This is a genomic window from Planctomycetaceae bacterium (assembly GCA_041398785.1).
In the GTDB taxonomy this organism is placed as follows: domain Bacteria; phylum Planctomycetota; class Planctomycetia; order Planctomycetales; family Planctomycetaceae; genus JAWKUA01.
Genome location: JAWKUA010000023.1, coordinates 62551 through 87676, shown reverse-complemented (window position 1 = coordinate 87676; position 25126 = coordinate 62551). Strand labels below are relative to the sequence as shown.

Here is a 25126-nt window from a genome sequence, read left to right as displayed (position 1 = left end):
CTGCGGCCGACGTCAGCGCGGCTGGCACTGTTCGATGCGTTGCATGAAAGCGACGGCTGCGGCTTGTGCGAGTTGAACATCGCGGGCTGACTCGCTGTACTACGAACCTGCTTGTGACTCTGTACTTTGAATCGACAGGACGATGCCATGACTCGAACTCGACGCGACTTTCTCAGGACCACCACCGCCGCCGGCGCGGGACTCGCCTTACCTCTGTTCATCCCTGGTCGTGCGCGGGGGATGCAGGCGGCAAACGACAGGAAGACGGTTGCGTCGATCGGCGTTGGCGGCAGTCGCGGCCGCTACAACCGTGGCGGGGATATCGCCAGGCAGGCGTCACGGCTGGGCAAGACGATTGCCGTCTGCGATGTGGACTCCAACCACAATCAGGAATTCAACGCCGCGCTCGGCGGCGATCTGAACATGTACATCGACTACCGTGAGATGCTGGCGAATGAGAAGCCGGACGTTGTCACGATTGGCACTCCCGACCACTGGCACGTGCCCATTGCCATCGCGGCACTGAGAGCGGGAGCTGACGTGTATTGCGAAAAGCCGCTGACTCTGACCATCGACGAAGGCAAGCAGATCTGCAAAGTCGTGAAGGAAACAGGCCGCGTGTTTCAGGTGGGAACCCAGCAGCGATCCGAAAACGAACGCAAGTTCCTGCAGGCGGTCGCGATGGTTCAGGAAGGCTACATCGGCGACAACGTCACGGCCCATGTCGCGATCGGTGGAGTCGACAAAGGCGGACCGTTTGAAGCCACCGAGGCGCCGGCCGGTCTGGACTGGGACATGTGGCTCGGCCCGGCTCCCGAAGCACTTTACATGGTGGAACGCCGCAAGATGTTCCGCTGGTTCTTTGAATACTCCGGCGGCAAGATGACTGACTGGGGTGCGCATCACATCGACATCGCTCAGTGGGCGCTGGGTGTCAGCCACACCGGCCCGACGAAAGTCAGCGGTGCCGGAAAATTTACTCCGGCCGTTCCCGAAAACTTTGACTTCGTGAAGTGGTTCGCCGGCGAGCTGAAGCTTCCCAACGCGTTCAACGTGGCTACTGAATTCCACCTGACGCTGGACTACGCCAATGGCACAAAGATGACCGTTCACGACAACTACCGTGCCGAAGACGGCAGCACGGAATTCGGAAATGGCATCCTGTTCGAAGGCAGCAAGGGCCGGATCTTCGTCAATCGAGGCAAGCTGACCGGAAAACCCGTGGAAGATCTGACTGACGCCGACCAGCAGAAATTGAATGACAAGATCGTCGAAATCTACGGCGGCGAACCGACCGGTCACATGCAGAACTTCTTCAACTGCATCGAATCTCGCAAGGACCCCGTGTCCGATGTCTACACGCATCATCGCACGATGACGTCGTGCCACTTGTGCAACATCACGCTGATGCTGGGACGAGACCTGAACTGGGATCCGGATAAGGAAGAGTTCATCGGCGACGAACAGGCCAACGCCCTGATGACTCGCCCCAGCCGGCCAGGTTACTCGGCCTGACGCTGGCTTAATGCTCCGGCGTGTCAGTGAGCGACAGCCGCGTTGGCGTTCTGTCGCCGCTGACCAGCCGTCAGTTTTGGATGTCGCAGCAGAGGCAGCAGGCTTTGCCCGCTGCGCGTGTGCCCGCTGGCGGAATCTCTGCTGTCGTATTCAACGCCGAAGAATTCCGTCACCGTCGGAAAGACGTCCAGGATCGAAACCCTGTCGCTGTGGACGCGGTGATTGCCGGTGCGAAACCACAGCACACCGTCCGGGTGATGGCAACCGCTCTTCGTCGCGTCGATCTTATACATCAGGTCAAAAAACGGGACGGTGGTTCCGGCGTGAGTGTCGGTGATGACTTCATCGCCGGAGACCTTCCGGGATATCTGGCAGCCAAAATAGATACCGCCGTCGTCGGAAGGACTGACTTCGAAGGCCTCCGTTCCGTCCATCGTCAAGGCACGAAGTCGGTTCACCGCGGCGTCGCGTTCGGACGGCTGCACTCTCAGCATGTATTGATGAGTCATCACGGGGTCAGCGGAATCGAACTGCACACCGAGCGAAGTCAGCAGCTTGCCGACGTCATGCGGGCGATAGAAATGCTGACCGCCCGTGGCTTCATGACGCAGGAACGGCTGCTGACTGAGCGCCGTTGACAGAATCAGCATCACTCCGTCACGTTCCAGCTTCATCAGGTCTCCCAGCAGGACGTCCATTCGCTGATAGCCGTACAAAATGGCTTTACCGTACTGGTCCAGTTCCTGCTGCGAAGGCTGGTTGACGAATGCAGCGGGGTCCATGTGCCGCCAGTAACTGTGCTGAAAATGTGCTGTGCTGTTCAGGAACAGCGTTGAAAAGTCGGGGCGGTACTTTCGAAACAAATGCAGGAACAGGTCCGCAACAAGCATGTCCAGGACGACCGCTCGCTTCCACTGGCTTCCCCGGTCCGTGGTGCGTTCCTGCAGCAGGCGTTTTGCAATCCAGGCAACCGTTTTGGGTCTCAGTCCGTGACGGGCCATGAACTGCAGGAATCGCTTTGCTCCCGTCTTTTTGCGGCTGGTGTTGCTGTATTCCTGAACGTTCTCGGCCACAAAATCCTGGAAGACCTGCAGTTCCGTCGGCCACGCTTTGGACGCCGTACACCAGGGATCGGACAAGAAGAAAGAGCCTTCCTGCTGCAGCCTTCGGACATTCATGCTGCCTCCGTTGCCTACGGACTTTCCGGCCCGTGCCAGGACGGACCAGATGTCGTCATGAGCCGCGCGCTGTCCGTCAGTCAGATGAAAGATTCCGTGCTGATCGATACTCAGGCCGGAGTGCATGGAGAACCACTGGATCCACGGTTCCAGGAAATGGGGATCGTCCGTGTCCGCGCTGCTGACGAACACATCGGAACGCGAATGGAACGCCCGGAAGTTTGGCAGCAGCCCGTCCGCCATCCATTTGTTCAAAAGACCGGGGCAGAGTTCGTTGAACTCCAGCAGCAGGATTCTCGACGGCTTCATCTTGTTGTCTCCCGGAATGTCACGGCGAAGTCGATGAAGATGTGGCCGGAACCGGCCAGCCGCTTCGCCTGAGCGATACAGTTGTTCTAACACCTGCCACGACAGCACGCCGGTGGAGAATTCTGAACGGCGACAGTTCCCGCTGGACGGCAGCGTGTCGGCATGGTTTGCACCACGAGGAACGATGCTGGTTGAATGTGGCGAATCGGCAACGTCAGCACCGTGTTCATCCGGACGTTCAGCCGGTGGGTCGTGCCGCGGGGAACTCAACCGTCGTCGCGTCATCGCGGCGGTCACGGATGACTTTCGCGGGAACTCCCACGGCAATCGAATAGTCCGGGATCGGCGACACAACCACGGCTCCCGCACCGATCACGCAGTGCCGGCCGACACTGGCGGCAATCGTCGCCCGTTCACCAATCCAGGTATCGCGGCCGATGGTGACATGCAGGAACACCCCGGTCTGCTCGCGAATGGGAATATCCAGGCGATCCGTTCGATGCTGTTGGCATCCGTTCATGACCGAAACGTGTGATGCAATCAGCACGTCATCTTCGATCGTGACGTTTCCAATCGAGCAGTAGTTGCCAATATAGGCGGTACGGCCCACTGAAGCGCCGGCGTGAGACAGGATCGTCCCGAAGCCGATCCACGCATCGGTGTCACACTTCTGCAGAACATTCCGGTAGAAGGCGTGTCGCAGGTAGACGCCCGTGGTCCCGGGCAGCAGGCTGAACAGTTGCGACCAACCCGCCAGGGCTCTGTCCCTGCCGACACAGGCGGCCTGAAGGCGGAACAGCAGCATCGCCGGCGAAACGGCAAGTCCGCTTAGAATCCTGAGCGTCTGTTTAATGAGCGCTTTCATCGATGCTGCTTTCAAACGCCGGTAACGCTGTCACCGGTGGCAAAACGCATTACGGAATTCCCGGATGTCTCACGCAGCGCCCACCGGCTGCCCGGCGTGAACGTCACAGGTTTCGCGAGACTCCGCAGACTGTCGGCCGGAAGCCTGCTGATTCGTTCTGCGCGAGCGCCACCATGTCATTCCGTCACGGCCGAACAGAAGGATTCCCCAGGCAGCGCAGACGGCCACGGAAACAACAATCTGTGCCGCCGCGTTCATCCACGGAAAACAGCCATAGCGCACGCCCACATAGCTACCGCAGAGTCCCAGTGACGCGGCCAGCGAAGACTTCCACGGATAGGACAGTTTCATTTCCGTGCGGCAGCACGCCAGAGTTGTGAACGAGAACGCCGCATACGTCAGAACACCGGCCCACGCAGCTCCCCAGACACCGATCATGGGTATCAGCATTACATTCGCGACGACATTGACTACGACGCCGGCGATCGAACCGGGAACCATCAGCTTGGTATTCTTCCGCAGCATCGACGGAACCTGAAACATGAAGCTCAGGCCGAAGACGAAGAACCCCAGCAGAATCACGGAAACCAGATCTGCCGCTTCGCCATAAGCATCCGGCGTCAGCAGCGGCAGAACCGGATGCATTGTCAGCGACGCTCCCAGCAGCAGAATTCCCAGGCCGGAAGTGAACCAGCCGAAGATGCGACTGAACGTCTGCTTCGAATCCGGCATCCGTTCGATGTCGTAGATCGCAACATTCCAGATGGAAAGAAACGGCAACAGGCACAGCGTATTGACGGCAAATCCGATCTTATGGGCCAGCGAATAAATGCCGACCTCGCTGAGTGTCTCCCAGATGCGAAGGAAGTACCGATCGGCTTCGTGCATGAGCATGCTGGTCAGAGCGGTAACGACCAGCGGCGCCGCGAAGCGGAACATCTGATGACCAAGCTGTGTGTCGAAAACATAGCTGCCCCGCGTTCGGACAAAAATCGCCAACAGCACCGACGTGTGGACGAAGGTAGCCGCCATGTTGCCGATCAACAGTCCTTCGACGCCCATCTTTCGTCCGACCATCAGCCACACATTCAGCGCGATGTTGAACGTCAGCCGGGCCAGCGAGATCGCGACAAACAGGCCGGACCATTTGCGAACCCGCAGGTAGCCTTCCACGATCATCCCCAGCACCGTGAACCACAGCGTGACGATGGTCAGCGTATAGAACCATGCTCCGCTGGAAATCTCCGGTCCCAGTGTCACATCGGCCAGCCAGTGCCGCGCTGTCCACAACGCGACTGAGATCAGCGAACAGACGCCGGCGACCATCGACATCCCGGTCCACCAGACTCGATCGTGATGCTGTTCGTCGTCCTGGTCAAAATGGTGGCGAGTAATCGCGCTGACCATTCCGCCGGCCAGAAAGGTCGACAGGATGGCGGCCGTCAGATCCAGGATCGCGGTCACTCCGTAGTCCGCGGTTGTCAGCACGTGAGTATAAAACGGCAGCAGCAGCACCGACGCCATGCGCGTCAGGATCTGGCCGATCATGTAGATCGACGAATGTTTCAGCAGATCTCTCAGCGGTTTCATGACGAGGGCAGGTTTCCGTGAATGAAGGCTGGCCCGAATTGTTCAACAGTCACAGGAACCTGACCCTATCGCGTCATGGCCCGGGCTGGCGCGCCGCGGCGGCTGCAGTCACGAAACCGGGAATCCGCGGAACCGAATCCGGTGGCCTGCAGTTGTTTCATCTGCAGATAGGCAAGTCGTTTCATTTCCCGGCGGGCTCGCGTGACGGTATCCAGCACCAGGCCACAGGTCAGACTGGCAAACGCCAGCAGCATGCATCCCGTCGCCAGAATCGCCGTCGGAAATCTGGGGACCAGGCCGGTTTCGAAATAGGTCACAAACAGCGGAATGGCAAGTCCGATTGAGACCATCGCCAGCACGGCCCAGATCGCGGAAAAGAAGGCCAGAGGTCGTTCCTCTTTGGCGAGCACAATGATCGTCTTCAGAATTCGCAGACCGTCGCGATAGGTGTTCAGCTTGCTGACGCTTCCTTCCGGGCGGTCCTTGTACGCGGTTTCCACTTCGGCGACCGGCAGTCGCAGTTCCAGAGCGTGGACAGTCAGTTCGGTTTCGGTTTCAAAGCCGCGGGACAATGCCGGAAATGATTTCACAAAGCGGCGGGAGAACACGCGGAAGCCCGACAGGATGTCATCGAACTCACGGCCGAAGCAGAAGCCGACCAGAGTGGTCAGCATCCAGTTGCCGAAGCGATGGCCCGTGCGGTACGCCTTCTCGATTTCCGTCACGCGTTTGCCGTTGACCATGTCCAGCCGCTGTTCGATGAGCGCACGGACCATTCCGGGAGCTGCCGCGGCTTCATACGTATCATCACCGTCAACCATGACATAGACGTCGGCTTCGATGTCGGAAAACATGCGGCGGACGACATTTCCTTTTCCCTTCCGCGGCTCCGACCGGACAATCGCTCCCGCTGCGGCGGCCACAGCTGCCGTATCGTCCGTTGAGTTGTTGTCGTAAACGAACACGGTTGCCGACGGAAGCGCCTGCCGAAAGTCCGTCACGACCTGCGCGATGGCCGCGGCTTCGTTGTGACAGGGAATCAAGACGGCAATATCCAAAAGATCCATTGGCTGCAGAGCGTCAGTTTCGGCGATCACCAGAGTCGCTCCCGATTCGTGCCGCAGTGGGCGTTGTTGCGAAGTAGGCTGTTCCGAAGGCTTCGTTTCAGAAACATAGGAAGCGAACTTGCCTCGGGGCAGTCATTCCCTGGATTCCAGTAAGGTTCCCATGTCAGACAACGTTGAATTGAGCGGTTGTGATGAACGGCTGCCACGCCACAACACTGCGACCTGTGCGCCCCGGAGCACTATGTCATACCTGCTGTGGCTGCTGCCGGTGGGATTGTGGGGGATACTCCGGTTCTTGCTTTTCGAAGGAATTCAGGGCGCTGATGACCTGGAACATCTTCGGTTCGCCTGGGAACTGGACAGAATCCCGGCCACTCACTGGGAATTGCGGCTGCCCTATAATCTGCTTCTGGCCGGAAGCCTGAGACTGCTGGGCTTCAGCGAGTTTTCGGCGGCCGTCCCGGGACTGATTGGATCGTTCATGCTGATGCTGTTCTGCGGGCTGACCGTCCGTCACGTCACGCAGAACGACCGGCTGGCCGTCGTGGCAATGTTGCTGATGGCAGTCCTTCCCGGTGATGTTCTGGATTGCACAACAGGCGGATCGACGCGAATTCTGGGGACCGGACTGCTGGCGGCCGCCGTGTGGAGCGTCGTAACCCGGCCCGGCATGACAGGGGTCGCGATTGCGGGAGTTCTGATGGGACTGGCCGTCGACTGCCACCTGACGCTGCTGTTCTTTGTGGTTGTATTCTTTGGTGTGCTCGGTGTCATGGTGCCCTGCCTTCGCAGCCGGATTGTGAAAGCGTGGGTTCTGGGAGGTACCGTGTTCCTGCTGCTCGACCCGCTGCCGTGGTGGATCGTGAAGGGCGACCCGTTGTACCGGCTGCACGTGATCGAAAAAACGCATCTGCAGCAACTGCAGAATGACACCAACGAACGCCGTGTGTACTCCGCTGACGGAAGTTTTGACACGACTTTCATCACGCAACCGGTTCGCGATGTCATATTCTCGAAACAGTATGCGGTTCTACCGCTGATGATGCTGTTGACCGGATTCCTGAGTTATCGCCGAATGCCGGAAGTCCTGCGGGGAGTGTTGGTGGCGGCATCGGTCTATTGGCTGTATATGGCGTTTGGGACACACACACCGAGCGGTTACAAGCCGTTTCCCGGAACCGTCAGTTATTGGCAACCGCTGGCGATACCGCTCGCGCTGGTCATCGGTGCCGCGCTGCCGTCGCTGCACAACCGGCGGATGAGAAACGCTCTGGCAACCGTCACCGTCGGGCTGTGTCTGCTGCTGATGTGTCTGGGTGGACCGTGGGGACAAAATGTGGAGGTTTCCCGGCAGTTTCTGTCCTGGGCGAAGGAACATCCGGATTCTATCTTTGTCGCCGACGACCGCACCGCTCGGGAGATCCGCACGCTGAACGCATTTCAGACACCGGCCAACCTGAGACTCGTGCCTGGCTCTCTTCGGTCAGAACGCTGGAGCGTACCGTGTCTGACTCGTGCCGACATCGAATCCGCACCGGTCTTCGCGATGATCAATGTTCTGAACAACCCCGAATCGACCGTTGCCGGACACTTCATCCCGGACAACGCGGCATCCTGCAAATGGCTGTCGGAGCATTCGAAAACATGTGTCCATCAGACAACCGCAGCGTGGCGACCAATTACCTACCTGCTGCCGGAATCCCTGCGGCCGGCACGGCTGATCCGTCGACCGGTGGCTGAGATCCGTGAATGTGTGCCGGACAGGCCCGAGTACACAACGACGGGTGTTGCTGCCCCGGATGTCGTTACCCCGAAATAATCGGCAGACGTCTCACGGGGCGTCATGCCAATGCGACACGGTTGGAACAGAACAGTACCCACCCGACAACTGATGTGACCGAGCCGCTTGCGCCGAAGCGGCCACGATTCGAGCTGCCGAACACAAGTCTCAGACGTCGCCGTGTCTATTCGACGACTCGGAACACATGGATCACCGGAGTCGGTTCCCACTCGTCGAGGCTTGTCTTGCCGGCGTCCACTTCGACCATGTACAGCAGATTGTTCTGCCGGTCATAGGTCAGGCCGCCGATATCCCGTCCGCAGTCTTTGAACATGAAGCGGTCGATGCCCCCACCGGGAGTCCGGCTGTCCCAGCGATACCAGGGATCGATCTCCGTCGCCGTCCCGCGTCGATTGGCGGCGCCGATGAGTTCCGCCGGCGTGTAGAACAGCATCTGCACTTCATACGATGAACCGTGATAGCCTTTGTCCGGATAGCAGTCTGTCGGTCGCGGATTGCCATAGTAGACTTCGCCGTGAGCCTTGCGGCCTGCGATGACGATGGTTTGCTTTCCACTCAGACTCAGCCAGGCGGCTCCCGTCCAGCGATCAGACGGATGATGCCCTGCCAGCGGTCGCTGCAGGGAGTACCACAGCAAAGGGATCGCATCCAGACTACTGCCGGGTTCGCGGCCGGGTTCTGGCAATTCATAGGCATACAATGCTGGACCCTGGCTGGAGTATTTCAGCCCGGTGCTGATCTGAAGTCCGGACATCAGGTTTCGGCCGCCGAACCACTGCCGGGCTTGTGCATCGGGAATTTCTGCGATATAGCCCGCGTTCTTGTAGGAATGCCACTGCGGGTCACCGGAATCGATCGGTCCCAGATGCCACGGGCCATCGATGTTGACAGCATTGACGTCCAGCGAAGACACGGCGTGTGAGGAAAATCGTGGCCGGCCACGTTGTAGTATTTGAAGAGTGTCCAGTGCAGCCGTCCGTCGACGACCTGCATTCCGCCGATCTGAAACGGTTCCGAAGAGTCTCCTGTGATGGCTTTCTGAAGTCCCGCCGTGATGTCACCGAACGGCTGCAGGATTTCGGCGACGGTAATTTCATCAAGGCTGCTGGTGATTCGCGGCCGGGGAATACTGATTTCCGCGACGAGCTGGTCGCGCATAAAACCGACCAGGTAAAGAGAACCGGGGAATCCGTCGTCTGGCCCGTTTTGATCGCCGTCACTGCGGTAGGTCACTCCCCAGCCGCCGTGTCCGAACTGAGACATCATTTTCTGAACATGTGGTGGCCGGAACGCACCGACGTATTCAAAATTGCCAGGGGTGATCATCTGCGGATGCAGCGAAGAATCCTGGCGAATCGGTTCTGGGAATGGCCGGGACTCCTTCGAATCAGCGTCTGCCGGGACGGCCGTTTCACCTGGGATGTCGATCGCAGCGGAATCCTGATTCCGTTGGCGCTCCGCCAGCAAAGCATCGACGCGGGCCTGGACCTGAGGATTCAGAAGCTCACTGACGTCCGTTCCGCTCAGTGGCGTGGTCGTCGGATCCTTACCTGCGGAATTCACAGGCCGTGAGACGCTCTGCGCCGCGGCACCGATTTCGCCGGCGACCTGAAGAACATAACGTGCTCCCAGGACGACACCGGCCAGCAGCAGAGCCAAAGTGAAATACTTTCGTGCCACGGATGCCGGTTTGTAGCCAACGGCGATTTCAGGGTTGTGACTCATGTGGACTTCCTAAGCCTGGCCCGCCGACCTGTGTTCTTCGGAAATTCTTTCCTCGCGATTTGGCGGGCCGCCAATTGTGCATTCCGGCGATTCGAAATTGCCCGTCATGGAGTCCGGTGACTTTCTCAATTCATGATCGCCACGGGTTCCAGTGCTTCGGCGTCCTGCCATTCAATTGCACCCGGCGCGGCATCGCACGAGTCGCGCCAGTCGGACCAACTGTCATCGTCTGTGGCGTCGGACTCGTTCGTGCTTCGTTCGGCGTCGAGTCGCGAGTAAAGCACCAGAGTGCCCGATCCCAGCAGTGCGACGTAGTAGGGCACTTCCAGTGCTTCCAGGCTGACGAATTGAGCGGCGACACCGAAGCCAATCAGGGAGGCGATTGTCATACGGCATGAGTCGCCGAACCATGGAGGATCATCGGGCTGCAGCCTCTTCAGCAGGAACCAGCAGCGGACAATGCACACAAGGTAGAATCCGGCGAACATTGTGATGCCCGGGATACCCAGTTCCGTCGCGGTCTGTACCCACAGGCTGTGAGCTTCCTTGCCTTTGAACCAACCGAATGTATGGGCCAGCAGCGGCCAGTGGTCCGGGCCGCAACCCATGACCGGATCGCGCATCAGAACCGTGTAACAGTCTTTCCAAAGGTCAAGTCGGCTTTGCGCGGATGCTTCATGGCGGCCGTTCTTCTTTTCGAACGTTTCGAAAAAGCGATCGCGAACTCCCGGGCCGGCAAGAATCAGGGCAGCGACGATTCCCACCGCGAACAGTGCATAGTGTTTCGTTGTCTTCTTTATCAGGAAGAAGGAGAGGCCGATCCCGATTGCCGTTGCCAGCATCGCTCCGCGTGAAAACGAAAACAAGATCGCGTGCAGAATGAAGGCCATACAGGCACCGATCACGGCCTGCTGCCACAGCTTCGTCGTGTTCAGGAACAGAAAGAATGCCACGCCCAGAGCCGCGACGAATCCGATCGATGCTGAGTTGTTATCGACTCCGCCAAAACCGATTTCCCACAGGTAATTGAAGCCGCTGAGGTAGTACAGATTCATTTCGAAGCAGACGTACCCTTCACACAGCACAATCACCCACGCCAGTTTTTTCAGGTCGTCAATCGAGCGAACGGAAGTAATGCCGACCAGAAACGGCAGCAGGATCTTTGCCATCTGTTCAACGTAGTACCACGCATGACTCTGGCTGTCGGCATAGATCGCTCCGAAGACCGACCACATCCAGAAACCGATGAACAGCAGGACGATCGGTTTCGCCCGACCCAGATTCCAGTTTCCGAATCCCCGCAGTCCCCAACTGAAAAGCATGGCCATGGCCACGATCAGACTGAAGCGTCCGCCCTGAATGGAGTGAGCCCACATGAATTCCGGGCGCAGCAGCGCCAGAGCCACATACGCCAGGAATCCGTAGAAGGGCGACACGATACTGCCGCCGACTCCCAGGAAGGTGATCAGCCAGGTAAAGATGAGGCCCTTCATCAGATGGTCTCCAGTCCGTGCGGGATCGAACTGCGGCTGCCGTCGAACAGTTCCGTCAGCGCGTGCAGGCTGTTTTCCCAGCGATGATTCAGTTGCACCCAGGCGTCGGCCGCGATTCCCAGATCAGCGGCCAGCGTCCGGTCTTCGAACACGCGGCTGACTTCCGAAACCCAATCGTCCGACGTGTCCGCTCGCAGCAGGTGAAGTCCCGGTTCGGCTCCCAGACCTTTCAATGGCGCCGGGGAACAGACAACCGGGCGACCGCAGGCCATCGCTTCCAGCACCTTGTTTTGAACACCGCGAGCAATCCGCAGGGGCACGACGACGCAGTTCGCCTGGTGCAGCCACGGGCGAACGTCGTCCACGGCTCCGGTCACATGAATTCCCGGCAGGCGGCTCAATTCGCGAACCTCGGAAGACGGAGACTTGCCGACGATGTTGAAGCGGGCATCGGGAAACCGCTGACGAATCGCAGGCCAGACGTCCTTTGCGAACCACCTCACGGCATCGACGTTCGGCAGATAGTTCATCACGCCGACAAACACGCAGCTATGCGGTTCCGCGGCAGTTCCCGGCGCCGCGGCGAAGTATTCGATGTCGACTCCGTTGCCGACCGCCTGCACGGGAGCATTCGGGCAGAAGTCCGAGAACAGTTGCCGTTCGGCTTCACTGACGACCAGTAATCGGTCTGCCTGGCCGGCAAGACGCGTTTCCAGACTTCGCAGCCGCCGACCTTCCGTGCGATAAATCAGCGACCGGGGAAATGAAGCGGAAGCGGCATAGTCGAGCCACTTCTGGCTGTCGACGTCGATCAGATCCACCCAGACGTGACCTTTGATGCGCGCCACCGGCGGAAGCGCGTAGCCGGCGACTCCCGAGGAAGAGCTGATCGCCGCGTCGTATGCCGTGTGCCTGGTCCAGTCGTCGATGACCAGCCGCAGTTGGGCATTCGAAAAAAGTCCTTCCGTGACCGTTCGGCCCTTTAACAGCGACACGGCTCCGCGAACGTATCGCAGGACTCCGGAATGCGGAATGATGGCAAGTTGTCGGGTAACACCCTGCAGCGCGCGACGCGTTTCCGAAGTTACCGGTTCGTCGGCAAGGCACGCCAGATCGACGTCGGCACCGGATGCCAGGAATTTCAGGATGTTCCATGTGCGAATCCGGTCGCCTCGGTCGGGCGGCCACGGAACGCGATGCGTGATGTACAGGATTCGAGGCTTCATGGTGTTGTTGATCCGGATTCAATCGCCTTCCGGCAGGCCGTCGTGTGTCTTGTGGCCGCGAAACGAATCAGGCGGCGGAGGAATCAGGATCTCCACCGCCGGAAGCGCGGCGGCTATGCGTTTGCTGTGTTTGGTTTGCCGGGAGCGACGGGCAATTCCATCGAATCCAGCACGCGCGACATTGTTGTCAGTGAAAACTCTCTCAACAGGTGACGGACCTTGGACGCGGTGGTCCGCAGGTTCTGGTAATGCCGAAACCGGGATTTCAGTGACGCGGCAACACGGGGCTGATCCGGGTCGAATTCCCAGGGATGAATGTAGACGTTCAGAGGCTGATTCAGTCGACGAACGCGCCGCAGCAGTTGACGAGTCACAGGCCATGGCAGCAGCCTCAGATACCCGCCTCCGCCAACGGGAATCCGCGCGCGACCGACCGGGCAGGTCATGCCGGGGAACTCGCGAATCGGTCCGGAAGGCGTTTCAATGATGTGCGGTGCCGCCGGGGCGTTCGGAATGCCGTAGCGGTCATGCCTGACCGGATAGATGCTGGAATCCGTATCAAACCCTTCTTCGACCAGCACCTGCAGCGCCCACAGCGACTTTTCCGTGATCGAAAAGCTGGGGGAGCGATATTGCGTGACGGGTTCGCCGGTGATTTCTTCCAGCTTATTGCGAGCGTCGATCAGGTCGCGGCGAAACCGGATCGGGCCGAGATCGTAGACAAGCTGATGCCACATGCTGTGGCAGCCGATTTCATGCCCGGCGCTGCGAATTTCCCGGACCAGAGCCGGGAATCGTTCAGCGACCCAGCCCAGCACAAAGAACGTTCCGTGCGTTCCGGTTTCGGCGGCGATTTCCAGAACCCGGTGCGTGTTGCGTTCGACGCGGCATTCGTACTGGTCCCAGTCTTCCGGCCGAATGTCGGACGCGAAGGACGAGACGTGAAAGAAATCTTCCACGTCGACGGTGAATGTCCCGTCCCGTGTGAGTTTGGCGATCCGGCTGGTGATGTCATGGAGGTAACAGCCATCACGCAAATCGAACAGGCGGAGTGGGTGGCATACAGGAACGTTTCTGTACGACGGGACTCCGCGTCGCCGGCAAATGACGGGATCGGAGTCCCGTCGGCCTGCGGGTCAGGAATGCACCAGGTGACCGGAACGCTGAATCTCCTGCCGATATCCGTACGTCTGACGCTGGAAGTCCGAATCCGCTCCGACCATCACAGCTCCCAGCAGCGGTACCTGCAGGCTTCGCAGCGAATCGCGGCTTTGCATGACATACGGAATGCGGCTGTAGTCCTTGCGAGTCGACATCAGCACGATGTCAGCGTTCTGCGACAGCATCGAAGGTTCCGCGACGAACAGCAGCGGTGACGTATCGATGATGACAAAGTCAAACTCGGCCTTCAGTGCGTCGATCAGTGACCGGCCGCCGTCGAAAGACAGCTTCTGAAGCGTCAGTGCGTCGACGCGCCCGGCCGCAACGAACGTCAGTCCGTTGGCCTGAGTCGCCTGGCAGACGTCCGCCAGAGCCACTTCGCCTCGCAGATATTCGGAAATCCCCGGACCTTCGCGTCCATCCATCATCAGGTGAGCCGACGGGCGGCGGAAGTCGCAGTCCACCAGCACGACTCGCTTGCCCGTGCGAGCCAGACTTGCGGCAAGCTGGCAGGACACTGTCGTTTTGCCTTCGTTGGCCGACGCGCTGGTGATTAAGACGGATGCCGGCCGGCTGGGATCGATGTGACGCGTCAGGTAGGTTCGAACCACGTCCATCGATTCGATGACCGCCCGGTTCCATTCGTCGTAATCGACTTTGCCGGCGAAGATGCCCAGCCCCAGCAGACCGCCCTTGTCGGGTGACGGAATCGTGCCGATCAGCCGCAGGCCGATCTGATTCGTGACGTCCGACGTCTGGCCGACGCGATGCGAAAACCATTCAAACAGAGTGAAGCCGGCGATGATGGAAAACAGCACGGATGCTCCACCCAGCCCGGACAACTGCATCTTGGATTTGACATTGCGCTTTTCGGGGATGTTGGCCGCCTGAATCACTTCGACTCGCTGCGGACGATTCAGTTCGAAACGCTGCTTCTGCATGTCGTCCGCAAGCTGATCACGAAGCTTCTTCAGGTGTTCCACCTGGCTGCGTTCGCGTTCCAGTTCCGCCAGGCGAATCCCCTTCTGGTGCAGTTCCTCGCTTCGTGCATTGAACTCCGCTTCCAGCTTTTCCTTTTGCTTGGTCAGCCATTCGTACTGGGACATGGCGATGCCCGGAGTGCCGTCGTCCTTCGGGGAGGCACCGGTCAGCATCGCGAGCAGTTGCGATTCCTGATCCTTCAGCGCCAGCAGGTCGGGATGATTCGGATTTCTGGTCTGCGACTGAAACCGCTTGATTTCGCGCTGTACCATCAACAGTTGCTGCTGCAGTCCGGCCGACGGCCCCAGCGGACTTGCGGAAGGAGCGGCGGACGGCAGCGGACCGAACCCGATACCCGGCAGCGTGGAATTCATTTCGGCCGATGTCAGGCCGCGTTCCTGAAGAAACTGGCGCGCGGTTTCCTCCGCACGAATCTTCGCGTTGATTTCGCCCAGATCCTTCTGCAGGTCGCGCAGTCGTTCGTTTTCCAGATCCTGAATCTGCAGCGCGGCCCGGGAATCCGTTGTTCCCAGATCTCTGGCCAGTGCGTCGATTCGAGCGTCGTTTTGCTTGACCTTCAGATCGATGTCGTTGAAGTTCTGCTCCAGCTCCTTCAGCCGGTTGATGCGTTCCTTGCGTTCGTTGTAGACGACTTCATCCAGGTAGGCGTCTTTGACGGCATCGACGACCAGGGCCAGATCGTCCGGGTATTCGCCGGCCAGAGAGATGCGGACAAATTCCGGACTGAGGTCCTCGGCGACATCCAGCTTGTCCTCCAGCCATTCCACGGGAAACCGGACATCGCGCAGCGTTTTGGTTTCAGCAACTCCCTCGGCCCGCAGCGCGGCCGTCAGCACGGGGCGGCTTTTCAGAAAATTGATCTGAGAATCGCGGTACGTCAGAAACTCGGAAGACCGGTCGTTGGGCGTATCGGTGTAAACGATCTGCTCGAACTGATGGATCTTCAGCAGCGCGACAGACTCGTACTTGGCAGGCACCAGTTCCCAGATCGCGGCCGCAACCAGCAGAGCCGCCGGAATCGCCAGCGCCAGCGTCGGTATCCAGCGTCGACGAAATGCGTCCAGCAGTCCCCAGACCGTAATCTGCCGACCCTGGCCGGGTACGGAGGCTCCCATCGGATTCCCCGGCCGACTGCTGACTGGTGAAGCGCTGTGTGATGGTCCCGGATTCGTGTTCGAATGCATAGCTGCCCGGTTTCTGTCACGGATGTTCGAGTGTGCCGATTTTTCGAATGGCGCGAATTGGCGCAACGGAGGCGCAGTCCTGAAGTCAACCTAGTTCAGAAACAGGCCCCAGGTCGCGGAAATACAACGTCTGCTGCTGGTTTCCCGCGCCGATTTGCGCGTTCGGGCTGGTTGCCGTCCGATCGGGACGGCCGGGTGACCCGCCAGTCGCAGCATGCTGAAAAACGTGCCTGGAACTCCGGGGCACCGGTCTGGTCCGGTGTCGCAGACGGTCAGTTACGCTTCACAGCAACGTGTCACGGCAAACTTACACGCCGTCGCATTCCCGGACAGGCGACGATCCGTCGCGATGCCCATTTGTGACGTTTCCCCGGTCAGAATTGTTGAGCGTTGTCAGCATGTTGTCGTTTGGCAACAGCGCCGTGAGCGAGACTGCTGACCCCTGATCCGGGCGTGTCAGACGTGCGATTCTGATGTACAGCCTGGTGCAGGACTTCCCCCGTGAACAGAGTCCGGCAGCGGCAGATTCTGCCGAAATTGCTCACCGGCCATCGGCAGGAATGACCGGATCAGGCTGCGCGACCGACGGAACCCGAGTTGCCGCAGGATCACGATCTTGAGACGCGTACTTGCTCGACTCTATTTTCCGCCGACATTGACGCGTCGATGCGGACTTCTCCGCCAAACCTCTTTACGGGCTTTCGTGATGCAACGAATCGGATTCGCCTCCCTGGCGGCTGCAGTTCTGCTGGTTGGGATTGTCGGGTGTACGTCTTCGAAGACTTCGAACACCGCGCGAACAGCCAAGGAACAGATGCTGTTGTCGAACGCCATCGACCAGTCGCTGAACAAAGTCGACTTCACGCCGATGTACGGCCAGAACGTCTTTCTGGAAGACAAGTACCTGGAGTGTGTCGACAAAGCCTATGTTGTCGGTTCCGTTCGCCATCGAGTGATGCGTGCCGGCGGCCGACTGACCACGAATGCCGAAGAGGCAGATGTCGTGATGGAACTCCGCAGCGGAGGCGTCGGCACTGATACCGCCGAGTCGTTTCTCGGAACGCCCGAAATTGCTCTGCCGGGAATGCTGACAATACCGGAAATTCGCCTGGCGGAACGAAAAACGCAGTTCGGGTATTCCAAGATCGGACTGGTGATCTTCGATGCCAAGTCCCGGCGAGTGCTGGGCGACGGCGGTGTGGCGATGGCTCAGGCCGACGACAACAACTGGTTCGTCTTCGGCGTCGGTCCGATTCAGAACGGAACTCTGAAAAGCGACGTCAACCGGGCTCGCATGACACCACCCGGTTCATTCCGCCGCCAGATTCCGACGACCGTCGCGTTCGGAACTCGCGACAGCGTACCGGACGCGTCCGATATTCAGTTTGCCAGCGAACAGAAGCCGATCGAGTAACCGTCGCCGTGCGGCAGTCCGCGCCGGTGGCAGGCCAGCGCGGCCGTCGATTGATGCAGACGAACTCTTGCTGCCGCTGAGATCGATCTGCGTGCGACCACGCCAATCGCGGCCAGCGCCTCAGCCGGCGCGGGTCTTCACTTCCTTCTTGCGGCTGGCGATTTCCAGCCGCGAGGCGATATGTGACAGCAGGTGCTGACTGCCGTTGATGGCCCGGCACCTTGGGCTGGCTCGCAGATAGCCGCCGGACGTCAGGCAGCGACGCCAGCAGTCAGGCAGATGATTCCACGGCGACTGACCTCGCAGCATCAGCAGGCTGCGGATGCGCAGAGATTCCAGACTGTCAATCCAGTCCAGCGGCGCCAGATGCTCCGGCCGATAGACTTCACGGCGATGGCCGAACACGGAATTCATCGGCACCAGCATTGTGACTCGAAGTCGCAGAGCGTCGTCCAGACAGTCGTTCAGTCCGTCACGCACAATTCGTTCGGCATGTCGACGGGTGTGCAGATTGCGGCTCCCCGCCACCACGATCACGGATCTCGCGCGAAACTCGGCCGCGAGTTCGATGGCGCGACGAGTATCGTCCACGGCCTGTTTGTATCCCCGCCCCAGAGTTCCCGTGAATCCTCCCGCAAACCCGATGCTGGAAACCTCCAGCCCGCTGTCGGCAAGCACATGCTGAAGTGGTGCGGGACCGATTCTCAGAATCTGCTGTCGCCGAATGCTGACCATCGCGATACCGCGACGCGTCAGTTCGGAAACCTCCCCAACCAGTTCCGCAAGGGTCGTTGCATTCAGCGCCTCCGACACGCGTATGTCGGACGCTGAGTGATTTCGGGAATTGACAAACGGCAACGGCTCAAGCAGGACGTCCATGTGTTTCAGTCACCCGATATAAGATGGGACGCACAACGAATGTTCATCGAACGGAACGTGGCGAAACGGATGCTGCAGATCAGCCCACCGCGTCACAGTTCTACTTCAATTCGCCGATTCCGCCAACCAATCCCCGATATCAAAAAACGCCCTTCCTGGATCTTGATGCACTTCCTGATCGAAGCACCAGTTCTGGTAGCTCGCGCGCGGATCGTTGACCGGTTGAAAGACTGAACAGCAACGCATCAGTCAGCCGGACGGTCTTTTGAAGAGCCTGCGTTCACCTCGTCAGCCATTCGCGGCGCTTGCAGCAGCGCGACCAGATTCCTCCGGCGCGCCGTTCCCAAACCGTGACCCGCGTGCTCGCTGCCAAACGCACTGATTGGCATCGTTCAATGCCTCGAATAGACTCCGGGTCTTTCGCAAGTCATTACGTTGGATTCACCCGATGCCTCGATACGACGCTGCCCGCGCAAAGACGATTGAAGCCCGCTGGCAGAAATTCTGGGACGAACACAACACGTTCAAGGCCGGTGATCCCGCCAACGGCAAAGACAAACTGTACGTGCTGGACATGTTCCCGTACCCATCCGGCAGCGGTCTGCACGTCGGCCACCCGGAAGGCTACACGGCGACTGACATTGTCTGCCGCTACGCTCGGATGAATGGAAAAAACGTCCTGCACCCGATGGGCTGGGACGCCTTCGGTCTTCCCGCCGAAGAACATGCCGTCAAGACGGGAACGCACCCGCGCGAAACGACCGAACAGAACATCGACACGTTCCGCCGCCAGTTGAAGATGCTGGGATTCAGCTACGACTGGTCTCGCGAAATCGCCACGACGGATCCGGACTACTACCGCTGGACTCAGTGGATCTTCCTGGAACTGTTCGACACGTGGTACGACCCCGAATTCACCTGGACCGGTCCCGACGGCAAGTCCCGCACCGGCATGGGCCGCCGCATTGAAGAACTGACGATTCCCGACACCATTCTCGCTATTGGGCCGGACGCCGTTCGCCGTTATCAGGACGCTCATCGGCTGGCGTACATCAGCGAAGCTCCGGTCAACTGGTGTCCGGCACTCGGCACGGTGCTGGCGAACGAAGAAATCATCGACGGCAAGAGCGAACGCGGCGGCCATCCGGTCGAACGAGTTCCCCTGAAGCAGTGGATGCTGAAGATCACGTCGTACGCCGACCGCCTGGCAAACGAACTGGACGATCTGGACTGGCCCGAAAGCATCAAGCTGCTGCAACGCAACTGGATCGGCCGGAGCACGGGTGCGGAAGTCGATTTCTTTATCGGGAGCGATCGGGAGGGCGAGGCTCCCGCCGAGCCGCATGCGCATTCGAATGCCAACACCGGCAGTGGCTCAGCAGGAGCTTCGCCCTCCCAGACGGAATTCGAAGCCTGGAAACGCCACCGCGCGCACACCGGGTTCCCGGAAAAACCGGACGACGACGTCCTGCGCGTGTACACAACGCGGCCCGACACGCTGTACGGCGCAACATATATGGTGATCGCTCCCGGAACATCCGCTGGTCGACCAGTTGATCACGCCCGCTCAGGCGCAGGAAGTCAGTGAGTACTGCCGCAAAGCCGCGACCAAAAGCGACCTCGACCGCACGGAACTGGCAAAGGAAAAAACGGGCGTCTTCCCGGGCTCGTACGCGATCAACCCGGTCAACGGCGAACAAATCCCGATCTGGATCGCCGACTACGTCCTGATCAGCTACGGCACCGGAGCCATCATGGCCGTCCCGGCACATGATGATCGCGACATGGAGTTTGCGAAGAAGTTCGGCCTGAAGATCCGCAGCGTCGTGTGCCCGATACCGGTGGTTGCGGAGAACTTCCTGGAAACGGAGATAGCACAAGCTGATCCGAACGCGATCGAATCGACGCGGAAATCCAACAACATGCGCGGACGGATCCCGAGCCCATTGATCAGCTTCGAAAACTGAAAGCAACTCGACGAGATCGTCGCGTCAGGTATGCTTGATGATTCCCCGACATTTACGCAAACACCCGACAGCATTCGGAAACTCTGCCTTCACGGGCAAAGGCACCGCCATCAATTCCGGCGACTACAACGGCCTGACCACTGAAGATTTCAAATCTCAAATCACAAATTCACTCCACGAAGCCGGTCTCGCCAAAGCCGCCGTCAACTACAAGCTCCGCGACTGGCTGTTCAGCCGGCAGCGGTACTGGGGCGAGCCGTTTCCGATCTGGCATGAACTCGACGATGACGGCAATCCGACCGGGCTGATGCGAGCCGAACCGGTCGAATCGCTGCCCGTGCCTCATCCGCACATGGACGACTTCCAACCCACCGGCACGCCCGAACCGATGCTGGCGAAGGCTCCGGCGGACTGGCTGTTCCAGACCGCCGACGATGGCACAAAGCTGAAGCGAGAAACCAACAGCATGCCTCAGTGGGCCGGAAGCTGCTGGTACTTTCGCTTCTGCGATCCGAAGAACAACGAAGAATTCATCAATCCGGACGTCGAAAAATACTGGATGCCGGTGGACCTCTACATCGGCGGAGCGGAACACGCGGTGCTGCATCTGCTGTACGCTCGCTTCTGGCACAAGGTCCTGTTCGACCGAGGCCATCAGCACACCCAGACAATTCCACAAACTCGTTAATCGGGGAATGATTCTGGGCGAAGCCGACGAACACAGTAAAGCCGAAAAATGTCCAAGTCTCGAGGCAACGTCATCAACCCCGACGACGTCGTTCGCGACTACGGAGCCGACTCGCTGCGGTGTACGAAATGTTTATGGGACCGCTGGAACGGGTGAAACCGTGGAGCATGAAAGGTGTCGAAGGCGTTTACCGGTTTCTCGGCCGAGTCCTGGCGGATGATGATCGACGACCGAGCCGAAGACGTCACGCTGTTGTCATCCGTCAATGATGCCGAACCGACCGACGAACAGCGCCGCATTCTGCACAAGACGATCAAGGCGGTCACCGACGACATCGACAAGCTGAGTTTCAACACAGCCATCAGCCGCATGATGGAATTCACCAATTTCATGTCTCACGAAGACAGCCGGCCGAAGTCCGTACTGGAACCGTTCCTGCTGCTGCTCAGCCCGTTCGCTCCGCATCTGGCCGAAGAGCTGCTGGCACGCGCCGACCACGACAACACGCTGGCTTACGAATCGTGGCCGCAGTACGACGCTGCTCTGCTGGTCGAAGACACCGTGGAAATTCCCGTTCAGATCAAAGGCAAACTGAAGGCGAAAATCCACGTCCCCAACGGCCTGGACGCCGCCGCTCTGCAGGCCGCTGCCGAAGCCGACGCCAACGTTCAGAAACAACTCGAAGGCAGGACCATCGTGAAAGTCATCGCCGTGCCTGGCCGGATGGTGAACTTCGTCGTGCGGTAAACGAAACACGGGTACCACATCTTCCCGTTCAGGCAAGTTGTCGCGCACGGCGGGAAACGCTGGGACACGGTGCTGGAAACGGTGACGCACGTGCGGTAAGTTCGCCGGTGCCGGCTTTCAACGGCTTCGCCGCACAGCCTGCTGGACGCAGGATGTGGTACCCTCGAAAGCGGCATTCTCCATTCCCCGATTCTCCATTCCCCATCGTTCCCCCCATGTGCGGCATCGCCGGCATCTTTGAATACGGCGATCACGCCACGGCCATGCCGGACGAAAGCGTCGGCTTGAAGATGGTCGAGGCCATCGCTCACCGCGGCCCGGATGACGGTGGTTTGCTGATCGCGCCGGGCACGCTGCTGGGGCATCGTCGGCTGTCGATCATCGATCTCAGCGACGCCGGCCATCAGCCGATGAGCGATTCCGACCAGCGCTGCTGGATCGTCTTCAACGGCGAGATCTACAACTTCCGCGAACTGCGACGAGAACTGGAAGCGGCGGGTCAGCAGTTCCAATCGCACACCGATACAGAAGTCATCCTGAAAGGCTACCGGCAGTGGGGACGCGAAGTAGCGGCGCGGCTGAACGGAATGTTTGCGTTCGCGATCTGGGACCGCGATCAGGATTCGCTGTGGCTGGTTCGTGATTCGATCGGCATCAAACCGCTGTTCTACCTGGACGACGGCGCTCATCCGTTTCGGTTCGGAAATCAAAGCGATCCTGGCCGATGACAGCGTCGAACGCCGCCCGGATTGGCGAGCACTCGATCGCTTTCTGACGTTCGGCTACACGCCCGCGCCCGTGGACCGGATTCGACGGCATTCGCCAGTTGCTGCCGGGGCAGTCGCTGCTGGTGAAGCGAGGATCAAAGCCGGAACTCACGCGCTGGCATTCGCTGCCGTACCCTGAACAACGGCCGCTCGATGACGGAAGAGGAAGCGACGGAGCGACTCGACACGTCGATCAACTCATCGGTGAAACGCCAGATGGTCAGCGACGTTCCGCTGGGAGCGTTCCTGAGCGGCGGGCTGGATTCGTCGGCCGTCGTGCGAGGCATGAAGCACAGCGGAGCCACTTCCGTCGACACGTTCACGATCGGTTTCGAAGAAGCCAGCTTCGACAATCGACGTACGCCAAACAGGTCGCCGGAATTTTGAAACGCGGCATCATTCACAGACCATTCGGCCCGACGCGGCGTCGCTGCTGGAAACAATTGTCTCTCACGCTGAAGAACCGTTCGCCGACAATTCCGCGATTCCCGTTTACCTGCTGTGCGAGTTCGCTCGGCGGCACGTCACGGTGGCTCTGTCGGGCGATGGAGCGGACGAATTGCTGGGCGGTTACGACACGTATCAGCGTCCGAGCTGGCTCCGAAGTATCGTCGGCTGCCGGGTCTTCTGCGACGAGGCTTGATCGCTCCGCTGGTGAAGCGTCTGCCGGCGTCTCAGAAGAAGTACGGGCTGCCGTCGCTGCTGAGACGGTTCGTGGCCGGCGCGAACGGGCGTTTCCGTTCGATCATTGCAGTTGGCGTCGCATCGTGTCGGCGGAACTGCGGCCGTCACTGTACACGTCGGAATTTCAGAGGCTGGCCGATTCCGATCCGCTGAACGACTACGCCTCGACGCTGCTGGATGCTCCGTCGTGGCTGACTCCGCTGGAACAGCAGCTTCACATGGACACGTCATTTCACTGCCGAATGACATGCTGGTGAAGGTCGATCGCATGAGTATGGCTCACGGCCTGGAAGTGCGAGTTCCGCTGCTGGACAACGACGTCGTGCAAACGTGCCTGTCCATTCCGCCGCAATTCAAACGCAACGGAAAACGCGGCAAGCTGGTTCTGAAGAATTCACTTCGCAAGGACCTTCCCTGCCAAATTATCGACCGTCGCAAGGCCGGATTTCTGATTCCGCTGGAACAGTGGATCAGCAGTGACTGGCAGCCGCTGCTGCGGGAAACTCTGACCGAAGACTTCGCACATCAAACGGGAATGCTGAATTGGCCGACGATTCAACGGATGCTGGAGCAACAATCGTCCGGAAAAGCCGACCACGCCTACGCACTGTTCGCGGCTGGTGCTGGGCGTCTGGTGGCGGCTGTGGATCACTCAGGAACGTCCGCTGAAACTGACGCGGCGCGACTTCGCGCTGCAACACGTGCAGCGGCTGTAGCTCCATCGCGCCGAGAGGCGACGACTCACGTTTACCGCGAGATTCGTCTGCTATCCTCCGCGCCGTTCTGCATCGAACCTCTGAACGCCTCGATCGAAGGAAAGCCGCGAAATGACCGCTCCCGTTGCTGTGATACTGGCCGCCGGCAGAGCACTCGCATGAAGTCCGAACTGCCGAAGGTTTTGCATCCGGTCTGCGGTCGGTTGATGATCGAATTCGTGCTGGATGCGGCTCGCGACGCCGGTGTCGGCAAGCTGATCGTTGTTGTCGGACACAAGGCGGACACCGTGCGGGACGCGTTGAAACATCACGGCGACGTCGTCTTCGCCGAGCAGAAGGAGCAGAACGGCACCGGTCATGCTGTGATGATGTGTGAACAGGAACTCGATGGCCACGACGGTTCCACGCTGATTCTTGCCGGAGACACGCCGCTGCTGCGGGGTTCGTCGCTGAAAGCGCTGCTGGATCATCAGCAGCGGGAAAACGCGTCGTGTGTGATCGGCACCGCGGATACGGCCAACAACGAAGGACTTGGCCGAGTCGTCCGGGATTCCGCCGGCCGTTTCGTGTGCATTCGCGAACAGAAAGACGCGTCCGAGGAAGAGCGCCGCATCACCGAAATCAACACCGGCTGTTACGCCTTCAGCACGCCGCGACTGCTGAGTTCACTGCGACAACTGAAGCCGAACAACGTTCAGGCCGAGTACTATCTGACCGACTGTCCGCGAATTCTGATGGACGAAGGAGACAACGTGGCGGCAAGCTGCAGTCTGACAATCGAAGAAGCCATCGGCGTGAATACTCGCGTACAGCTGGCGGAAGTTCGTGCTCACATCCAGCGCGAAATCCTGAACGACCTGATGACCAGCGGCGTCACGATCGTCGATCCGCTGCAGACCAGCATCGACTTTGGCGTCAAGATCGGACCGGACACCGTCGTCAAACCGGGCTGCGTCATCGAAGGCCAGGTCACGATTGGAGCGAATTGCACGATCGGCCCGCACGCTCACATCGTTGGCCCGAAGTCGATTGGCGACGGCAGCGTCATCACGCGCACGTGAACTCGTTTCAGAGCCTTCCAGGCGGTGCGTTCCGAGGCTGGAGCCTCGGAACGAGGGCGCGGAGGCTGGAACCTCGGAACGAGAAAG

The 25126-nt window shown here is 59.6% G+C and carries 23 protein-coding genes; 12 read left to right on the top strand and 11 right to left on the bottom strand.

Annotated features, from left to right (window positions below; translation table 11 throughout):
• The first annotated feature begins 147 nt into the window (after window positions 1–147).
• Window positions 148–1515, top strand: a complete 1368-nt coding sequence (locus R3C19_22340; protein ID MEZ6063094.1) for a Gfo/Idh/MocA family oxidoreductase — start codon at window positions 148–150, stop codon at window positions 1513–1515.
• A gap of 23 nt (window positions 1516–1538) precedes the next feature.
• On the opposite strand, the gene R3C19_22335 is transcribed toward R3C19_22340, so the two are convergent.
• From R3C19_22335 to R3C19_22320, 4 genes are all read right to left on the bottom strand, one after another.
• Window positions 1539–3002, bottom strand: coding sequence for an alkaline phosphatase family protein (locus tag R3C19_22335; protein MEZ6063093.1), 1464 nt, complete (start codon window positions 3000–3002; stop codon window positions 1539–1541).
• 238 nt (window positions 3003–3240) lie between these two features.
• The gene (locus tag R3C19_22330; protein ID MEZ6063092.1) at window positions 3241–3867 is read right to left on the bottom strand and encodes an acyltransferase; all 627 of its coding nucleotides are present in this window, start codon (window positions 3865–3867) and stop codon (window positions 3241–3243) included.
• Between the two features lie 69 nt (window positions 3868–3936).
• Window positions 3937–5457 (bottom strand): lipopolysaccharide biosynthesis protein, encoded by a 1521-nt coding sequence (locus R3C19_22325; GenBank protein ID MEZ6063091.1) that lies wholly within the window; start codon window positions 5455–5457, stop codon window positions 3937–3939.
• Between the two features lie 65 nt (window positions 5458–5522).
• Window positions 5523–6554: a glycosyltransferase family 2 protein gene (locus tag R3C19_22320; protein MEZ6063090.1), complete on the bottom strand. Its 1032-nt coding sequence runs from the start codon at window positions 6552–6554 to the stop codon at window positions 5523–5525.
• A 211-nt stretch (window positions 6555–6765) separates the two neighbouring features.
• Here R3C19_22320 and R3C19_22315 point away from each other — a divergent pair, with 211 nt between their 5' ends.
• Window positions 6766–8343, top strand: a complete 1578-nt coding sequence (locus R3C19_22315) for a glycosyltransferase family 39 protein (GenBank protein ID MEZ6063089.1) — start codon at window positions 6766–6768, stop codon at window positions 8341–8343.
• Window positions 8344–8488: 145 nt separating this feature from the next.
• Here the strand turns inward: R3C19_22315 and R3C19_22310 are convergent, their stop codons facing one another.
• From R3C19_22310 to R3C19_22285, 6 genes are all read right to left on the bottom strand, one after another.
• Window positions 8489–9079, bottom strand: coding sequence for a hypothetical protein (locus R3C19_22310; GenBank protein ID MEZ6063088.1), 591 nt, complete (start codon window positions 9077–9079; stop codon window positions 8489–8491).
• Complete coding sequence (locus tag R3C19_22305) at window positions 9079–10050, bottom strand: hypothetical protein (protein MEZ6063087.1); 972 nt, start codon at window positions 10048–10050, stop codon at window positions 9079–9081. The genes R3C19_22310 and R3C19_22305 overlap by 1 nt, the downstream gene beginning before the upstream one ends.
• Before the next feature lie 125 nt (window positions 10051–10175).
• Window positions 10176–11543 carry an O-antigen ligase family protein gene (locus R3C19_22300; protein MEZ6063086.1) on the bottom strand — a complete coding sequence of 456 codons (1368 nt, stop codon included), beginning with the start codon at window positions 11541–11543 and terminating at the stop codon, window positions 10176–10178.
• A complete protein-coding gene (locus R3C19_22295) occupies window positions 11543–12769 on the bottom strand; it encodes a TIGR03087 family PEP-CTERM/XrtA system glycosyltransferase (GenBank protein ID MEZ6063085.1) in 1227 nt (408 codons plus the stop codon). Before R3C19_22295 ends, R3C19_22300 begins: the two co-directional genes overlap by 1 nt.
• A 113-nt stretch (window positions 12770–12882) precedes the next feature.
• Window positions 12883–13806: a DUF3473 domain-containing protein gene (locus tag R3C19_22290; GenBank protein ID MEZ6063084.1), complete on the bottom strand. Its 924-nt coding sequence runs from the start codon at window positions 13804–13806 to the stop codon at window positions 12883–12885.
• Between the two features lie 99 nt (window positions 13807–13905).
• Window positions 13906–16047 (bottom strand): AAA family ATPase, encoded by a 2142-nt coding sequence (locus tag R3C19_22285; protein MEZ6063083.1) that lies wholly within the window; start codon window positions 16045–16047, stop codon window positions 13906–13908.
• Window positions 16048–16822: 775 nt separating this feature from the next.
• Between R3C19_22285 and R3C19_22280 the strand changes: the two genes are divergently transcribed.
• On the top strand, window positions 16823–17530 hold the full coding sequence (locus tag R3C19_22280) for a DUF6655 family protein (protein ID MEZ6063082.1): 708 nt from the start codon (window positions 16823–16825) through the stop codon (window positions 17528–17530).
• Between the two features lie 120 nt (window positions 17531–17650).
• Here the strand turns inward: R3C19_22280 and R3C19_22275 are convergent, their stop codons facing one another.
• Window positions 17651–18409 carry a TIM barrel protein gene (locus R3C19_22275; protein MEZ6063081.1) on the bottom strand — a complete coding sequence of 253 codons (759 nt, stop codon included), beginning with the start codon at window positions 18407–18409 and terminating at the stop codon, window positions 17651–17653.
• A gap of 448 nt (window positions 18410–18857) precedes the next feature.
• Here R3C19_22275 and R3C19_22270 point away from each other — a divergent pair, with 448 nt between their 5' ends.
• From R3C19_22270 to R3C19_22230, 9 genes are all read left to right on the top strand, one after another.
• Entirely contained in the window at window positions 18858–19997 is a 1140-nt protein-coding gene (locus R3C19_22270) for a class I tRNA ligase family protein (GenBank protein ID MEZ6063080.1), read from the top strand.
• Complete coding sequence (locus tag R3C19_22265) at window positions 19963–20376, top strand: class I tRNA ligase family protein (GenBank protein MEZ6063079.1); 414 nt, start codon at window positions 19963–19965, stop codon at window positions 20374–20376. Before R3C19_22270 ends, R3C19_22265 begins: the two co-directional genes overlap by 35 nt.
• A 37-nt stretch (window positions 20377–20413) precedes the next feature.
• The gene (locus R3C19_22260; GenBank protein ID MEZ6063078.1) at window positions 20414–21064 is read left to right on the top strand and encodes a hypothetical protein; all 651 of its coding nucleotides are present in this window, start codon (window positions 20414–20416) and stop codon (window positions 21062–21064) included.
• 48 nt (window positions 21065–21112) lie between these two features.
• Window positions 21113–21220 carry a class I tRNA ligase family protein gene (locus R3C19_22255; GenBank protein ID MEZ6063077.1) on the top strand — a complete coding sequence of 36 codons (108 nt, stop codon included), beginning with the start codon at window positions 21113–21115 and terminating at the stop codon, window positions 21218–21220.
• 18 nt (window positions 21221–21238) lie between these two features.
• A complete protein-coding gene (locus R3C19_22250) occupies window positions 21239–21811 on the top strand; it encodes a class I tRNA ligase family protein (GenBank protein MEZ6063076.1) in 573 nt (190 codons plus the stop codon).
• Between the two features lie 215 nt (window positions 21812–22026).
• Window positions 22027–22539, top strand: a complete 513-nt coding sequence (locus R3C19_22245; protein ID MEZ6063075.1) for a hypothetical protein — start codon at window positions 22027–22029, stop codon at window positions 22537–22539.
• A gap of 192 nt (window positions 22540–22731) precedes the next feature.
• Window positions 22732–22965, top strand: coding sequence for an asparagine synthase-related protein (locus R3C19_22240; protein ID MEZ6063074.1), 234 nt, complete (start codon window positions 22732–22734; stop codon window positions 22963–22965).
• A gap of 380 nt (window positions 22966–23345) precedes the next feature.
• Complete coding sequence (locus R3C19_22235; protein MEZ6063073.1) at window positions 23346–23519, top strand: hypothetical protein; 174 nt, start codon at window positions 23346–23348, stop codon at window positions 23517–23519.
• On the top strand, window positions 23510–25039 hold the full coding sequence (locus R3C19_22230; GenBank protein MEZ6063072.1) for an asparagine synthase-related protein: 1530 nt from the start codon (window positions 23510–23512) through the stop codon (window positions 25037–25039). The genes R3C19_22235 and R3C19_22230 overlap by 10 nt, the downstream gene beginning before the upstream one ends.
• Window positions 25040–25126 lie beyond the last annotated feature (87 nt).

Excerpts from the sequence above, each read along its gene's own strand:
- R3C19_22340 (MEZ6063094.1), top strand. The coding sequence starts at position 148 with ATGACTCGAACTCGACGCGACTTTCTCAGGACCACCACCGCCGCCGGC.
- R3C19_22335 (MEZ6063093.1), bottom strand. The coding sequence starts at position 3,002 with ATGAAGCCGTCGAGAATCCTGCTGCTGGAGTTCAACGAACTCTGCCCC.
- R3C19_22330 (MEZ6063092.1), bottom strand. The coding sequence starts at position 3,867 with ATGAAAGCGCTCATTAAACAGACGCTCAGGATTCTAAGCGGACTTGCC.
- R3C19_22325 (MEZ6063091.1), bottom strand. The coding sequence starts at position 5,457 with ATGAAACCGCTGAGAGATCTGCTGAAACATTCGTCGATCTACATGATC.
- R3C19_22315 (MEZ6063089.1), top strand. The coding sequence starts at position 6,766 with ATGTCATACCTGCTGTGGCTGCTGCCGGTGGGATTGTGGGGGATACTC.
- R3C19_22310 (MEZ6063088.1), bottom strand. The coding sequence starts at position 9,079 with ATGTCCGGACTTCAGATCAGCACCGGGCTGAAATACTCCAGCCAGGGT.
- R3C19_22305 (MEZ6063087.1), bottom strand. The coding sequence starts at position 10,050 with ATGAGTCACAACCCTGAAATCGCCGTTGGCTACAAACCGGCATCCGTG.
- R3C19_22300 (MEZ6063086.1), bottom strand. The coding sequence starts at position 11,543 with ATGAAGGGCCTCATCTTTACCTGGCTGATCACCTTCCTGGGAGTCGGC.
- R3C19_22295 (MEZ6063085.1), bottom strand. The coding sequence starts at position 12,769 with ATGAAGCCTCGAATCCTGTACATCACGCATCGCGTTCCGTGGCCGCCC.
- R3C19_22285 (MEZ6063083.1), bottom strand. The coding sequence starts at position 16,047 with ATGGGAGCCTCCGTACCCGGCCAGGGTCGGCAGATTACGGTCTGGGGA.
- R3C19_22280 (MEZ6063082.1), top strand. The coding sequence starts at position 16,823 with ATGCAACGAATCGGATTCGCCTCCCTGGCGGCTGCAGTTCTGCTGGTT.
- R3C19_22275 (MEZ6063081.1), bottom strand. The coding sequence starts at position 18,409 with ATGGACGTCCTGCTTGAGCCGTTGCCGTTTGTCAATTCCCGAAATCAC.
- R3C19_22270 (MEZ6063080.1), top strand. The coding sequence starts at position 18,858 with ATGCCTCGATACGACGCTGCCCGCGCAAAGACGATTGAAGCCCGCTGG.
- R3C19_22260 (MEZ6063078.1), top strand. The coding sequence starts at position 20,414 with ATGATTCCCCGACATTTACGCAAACACCCGACAGCATTCGGAAACTCT.
- R3C19_22255 (MEZ6063077.1), top strand. The coding sequence starts at position 21,113 with ATGTCCAAGTCTCGAGGCAACGTCATCAACCCCGACGACGTCGTTCGC.
- R3C19_22245 (MEZ6063075.1), top strand. The coding sequence starts at position 22,027 with ATGTGCGGCATCGCCGGCATCTTTGAATACGGCGATCACGCCACGGCC.
- R3C19_22240 (MEZ6063074.1), top strand. The coding sequence starts at position 22,732 with ATGACGGAAGAGGAAGCGACGGAGCGACTCGACACGTCGATCAACTCA.
- R3C19_22230 (MEZ6063072.1), top strand. The coding sequence starts at position 23,510 with ATGCTGGTGAAGGTCGATCGCATGAGTATGGCTCACGGCCTGGAAGTG.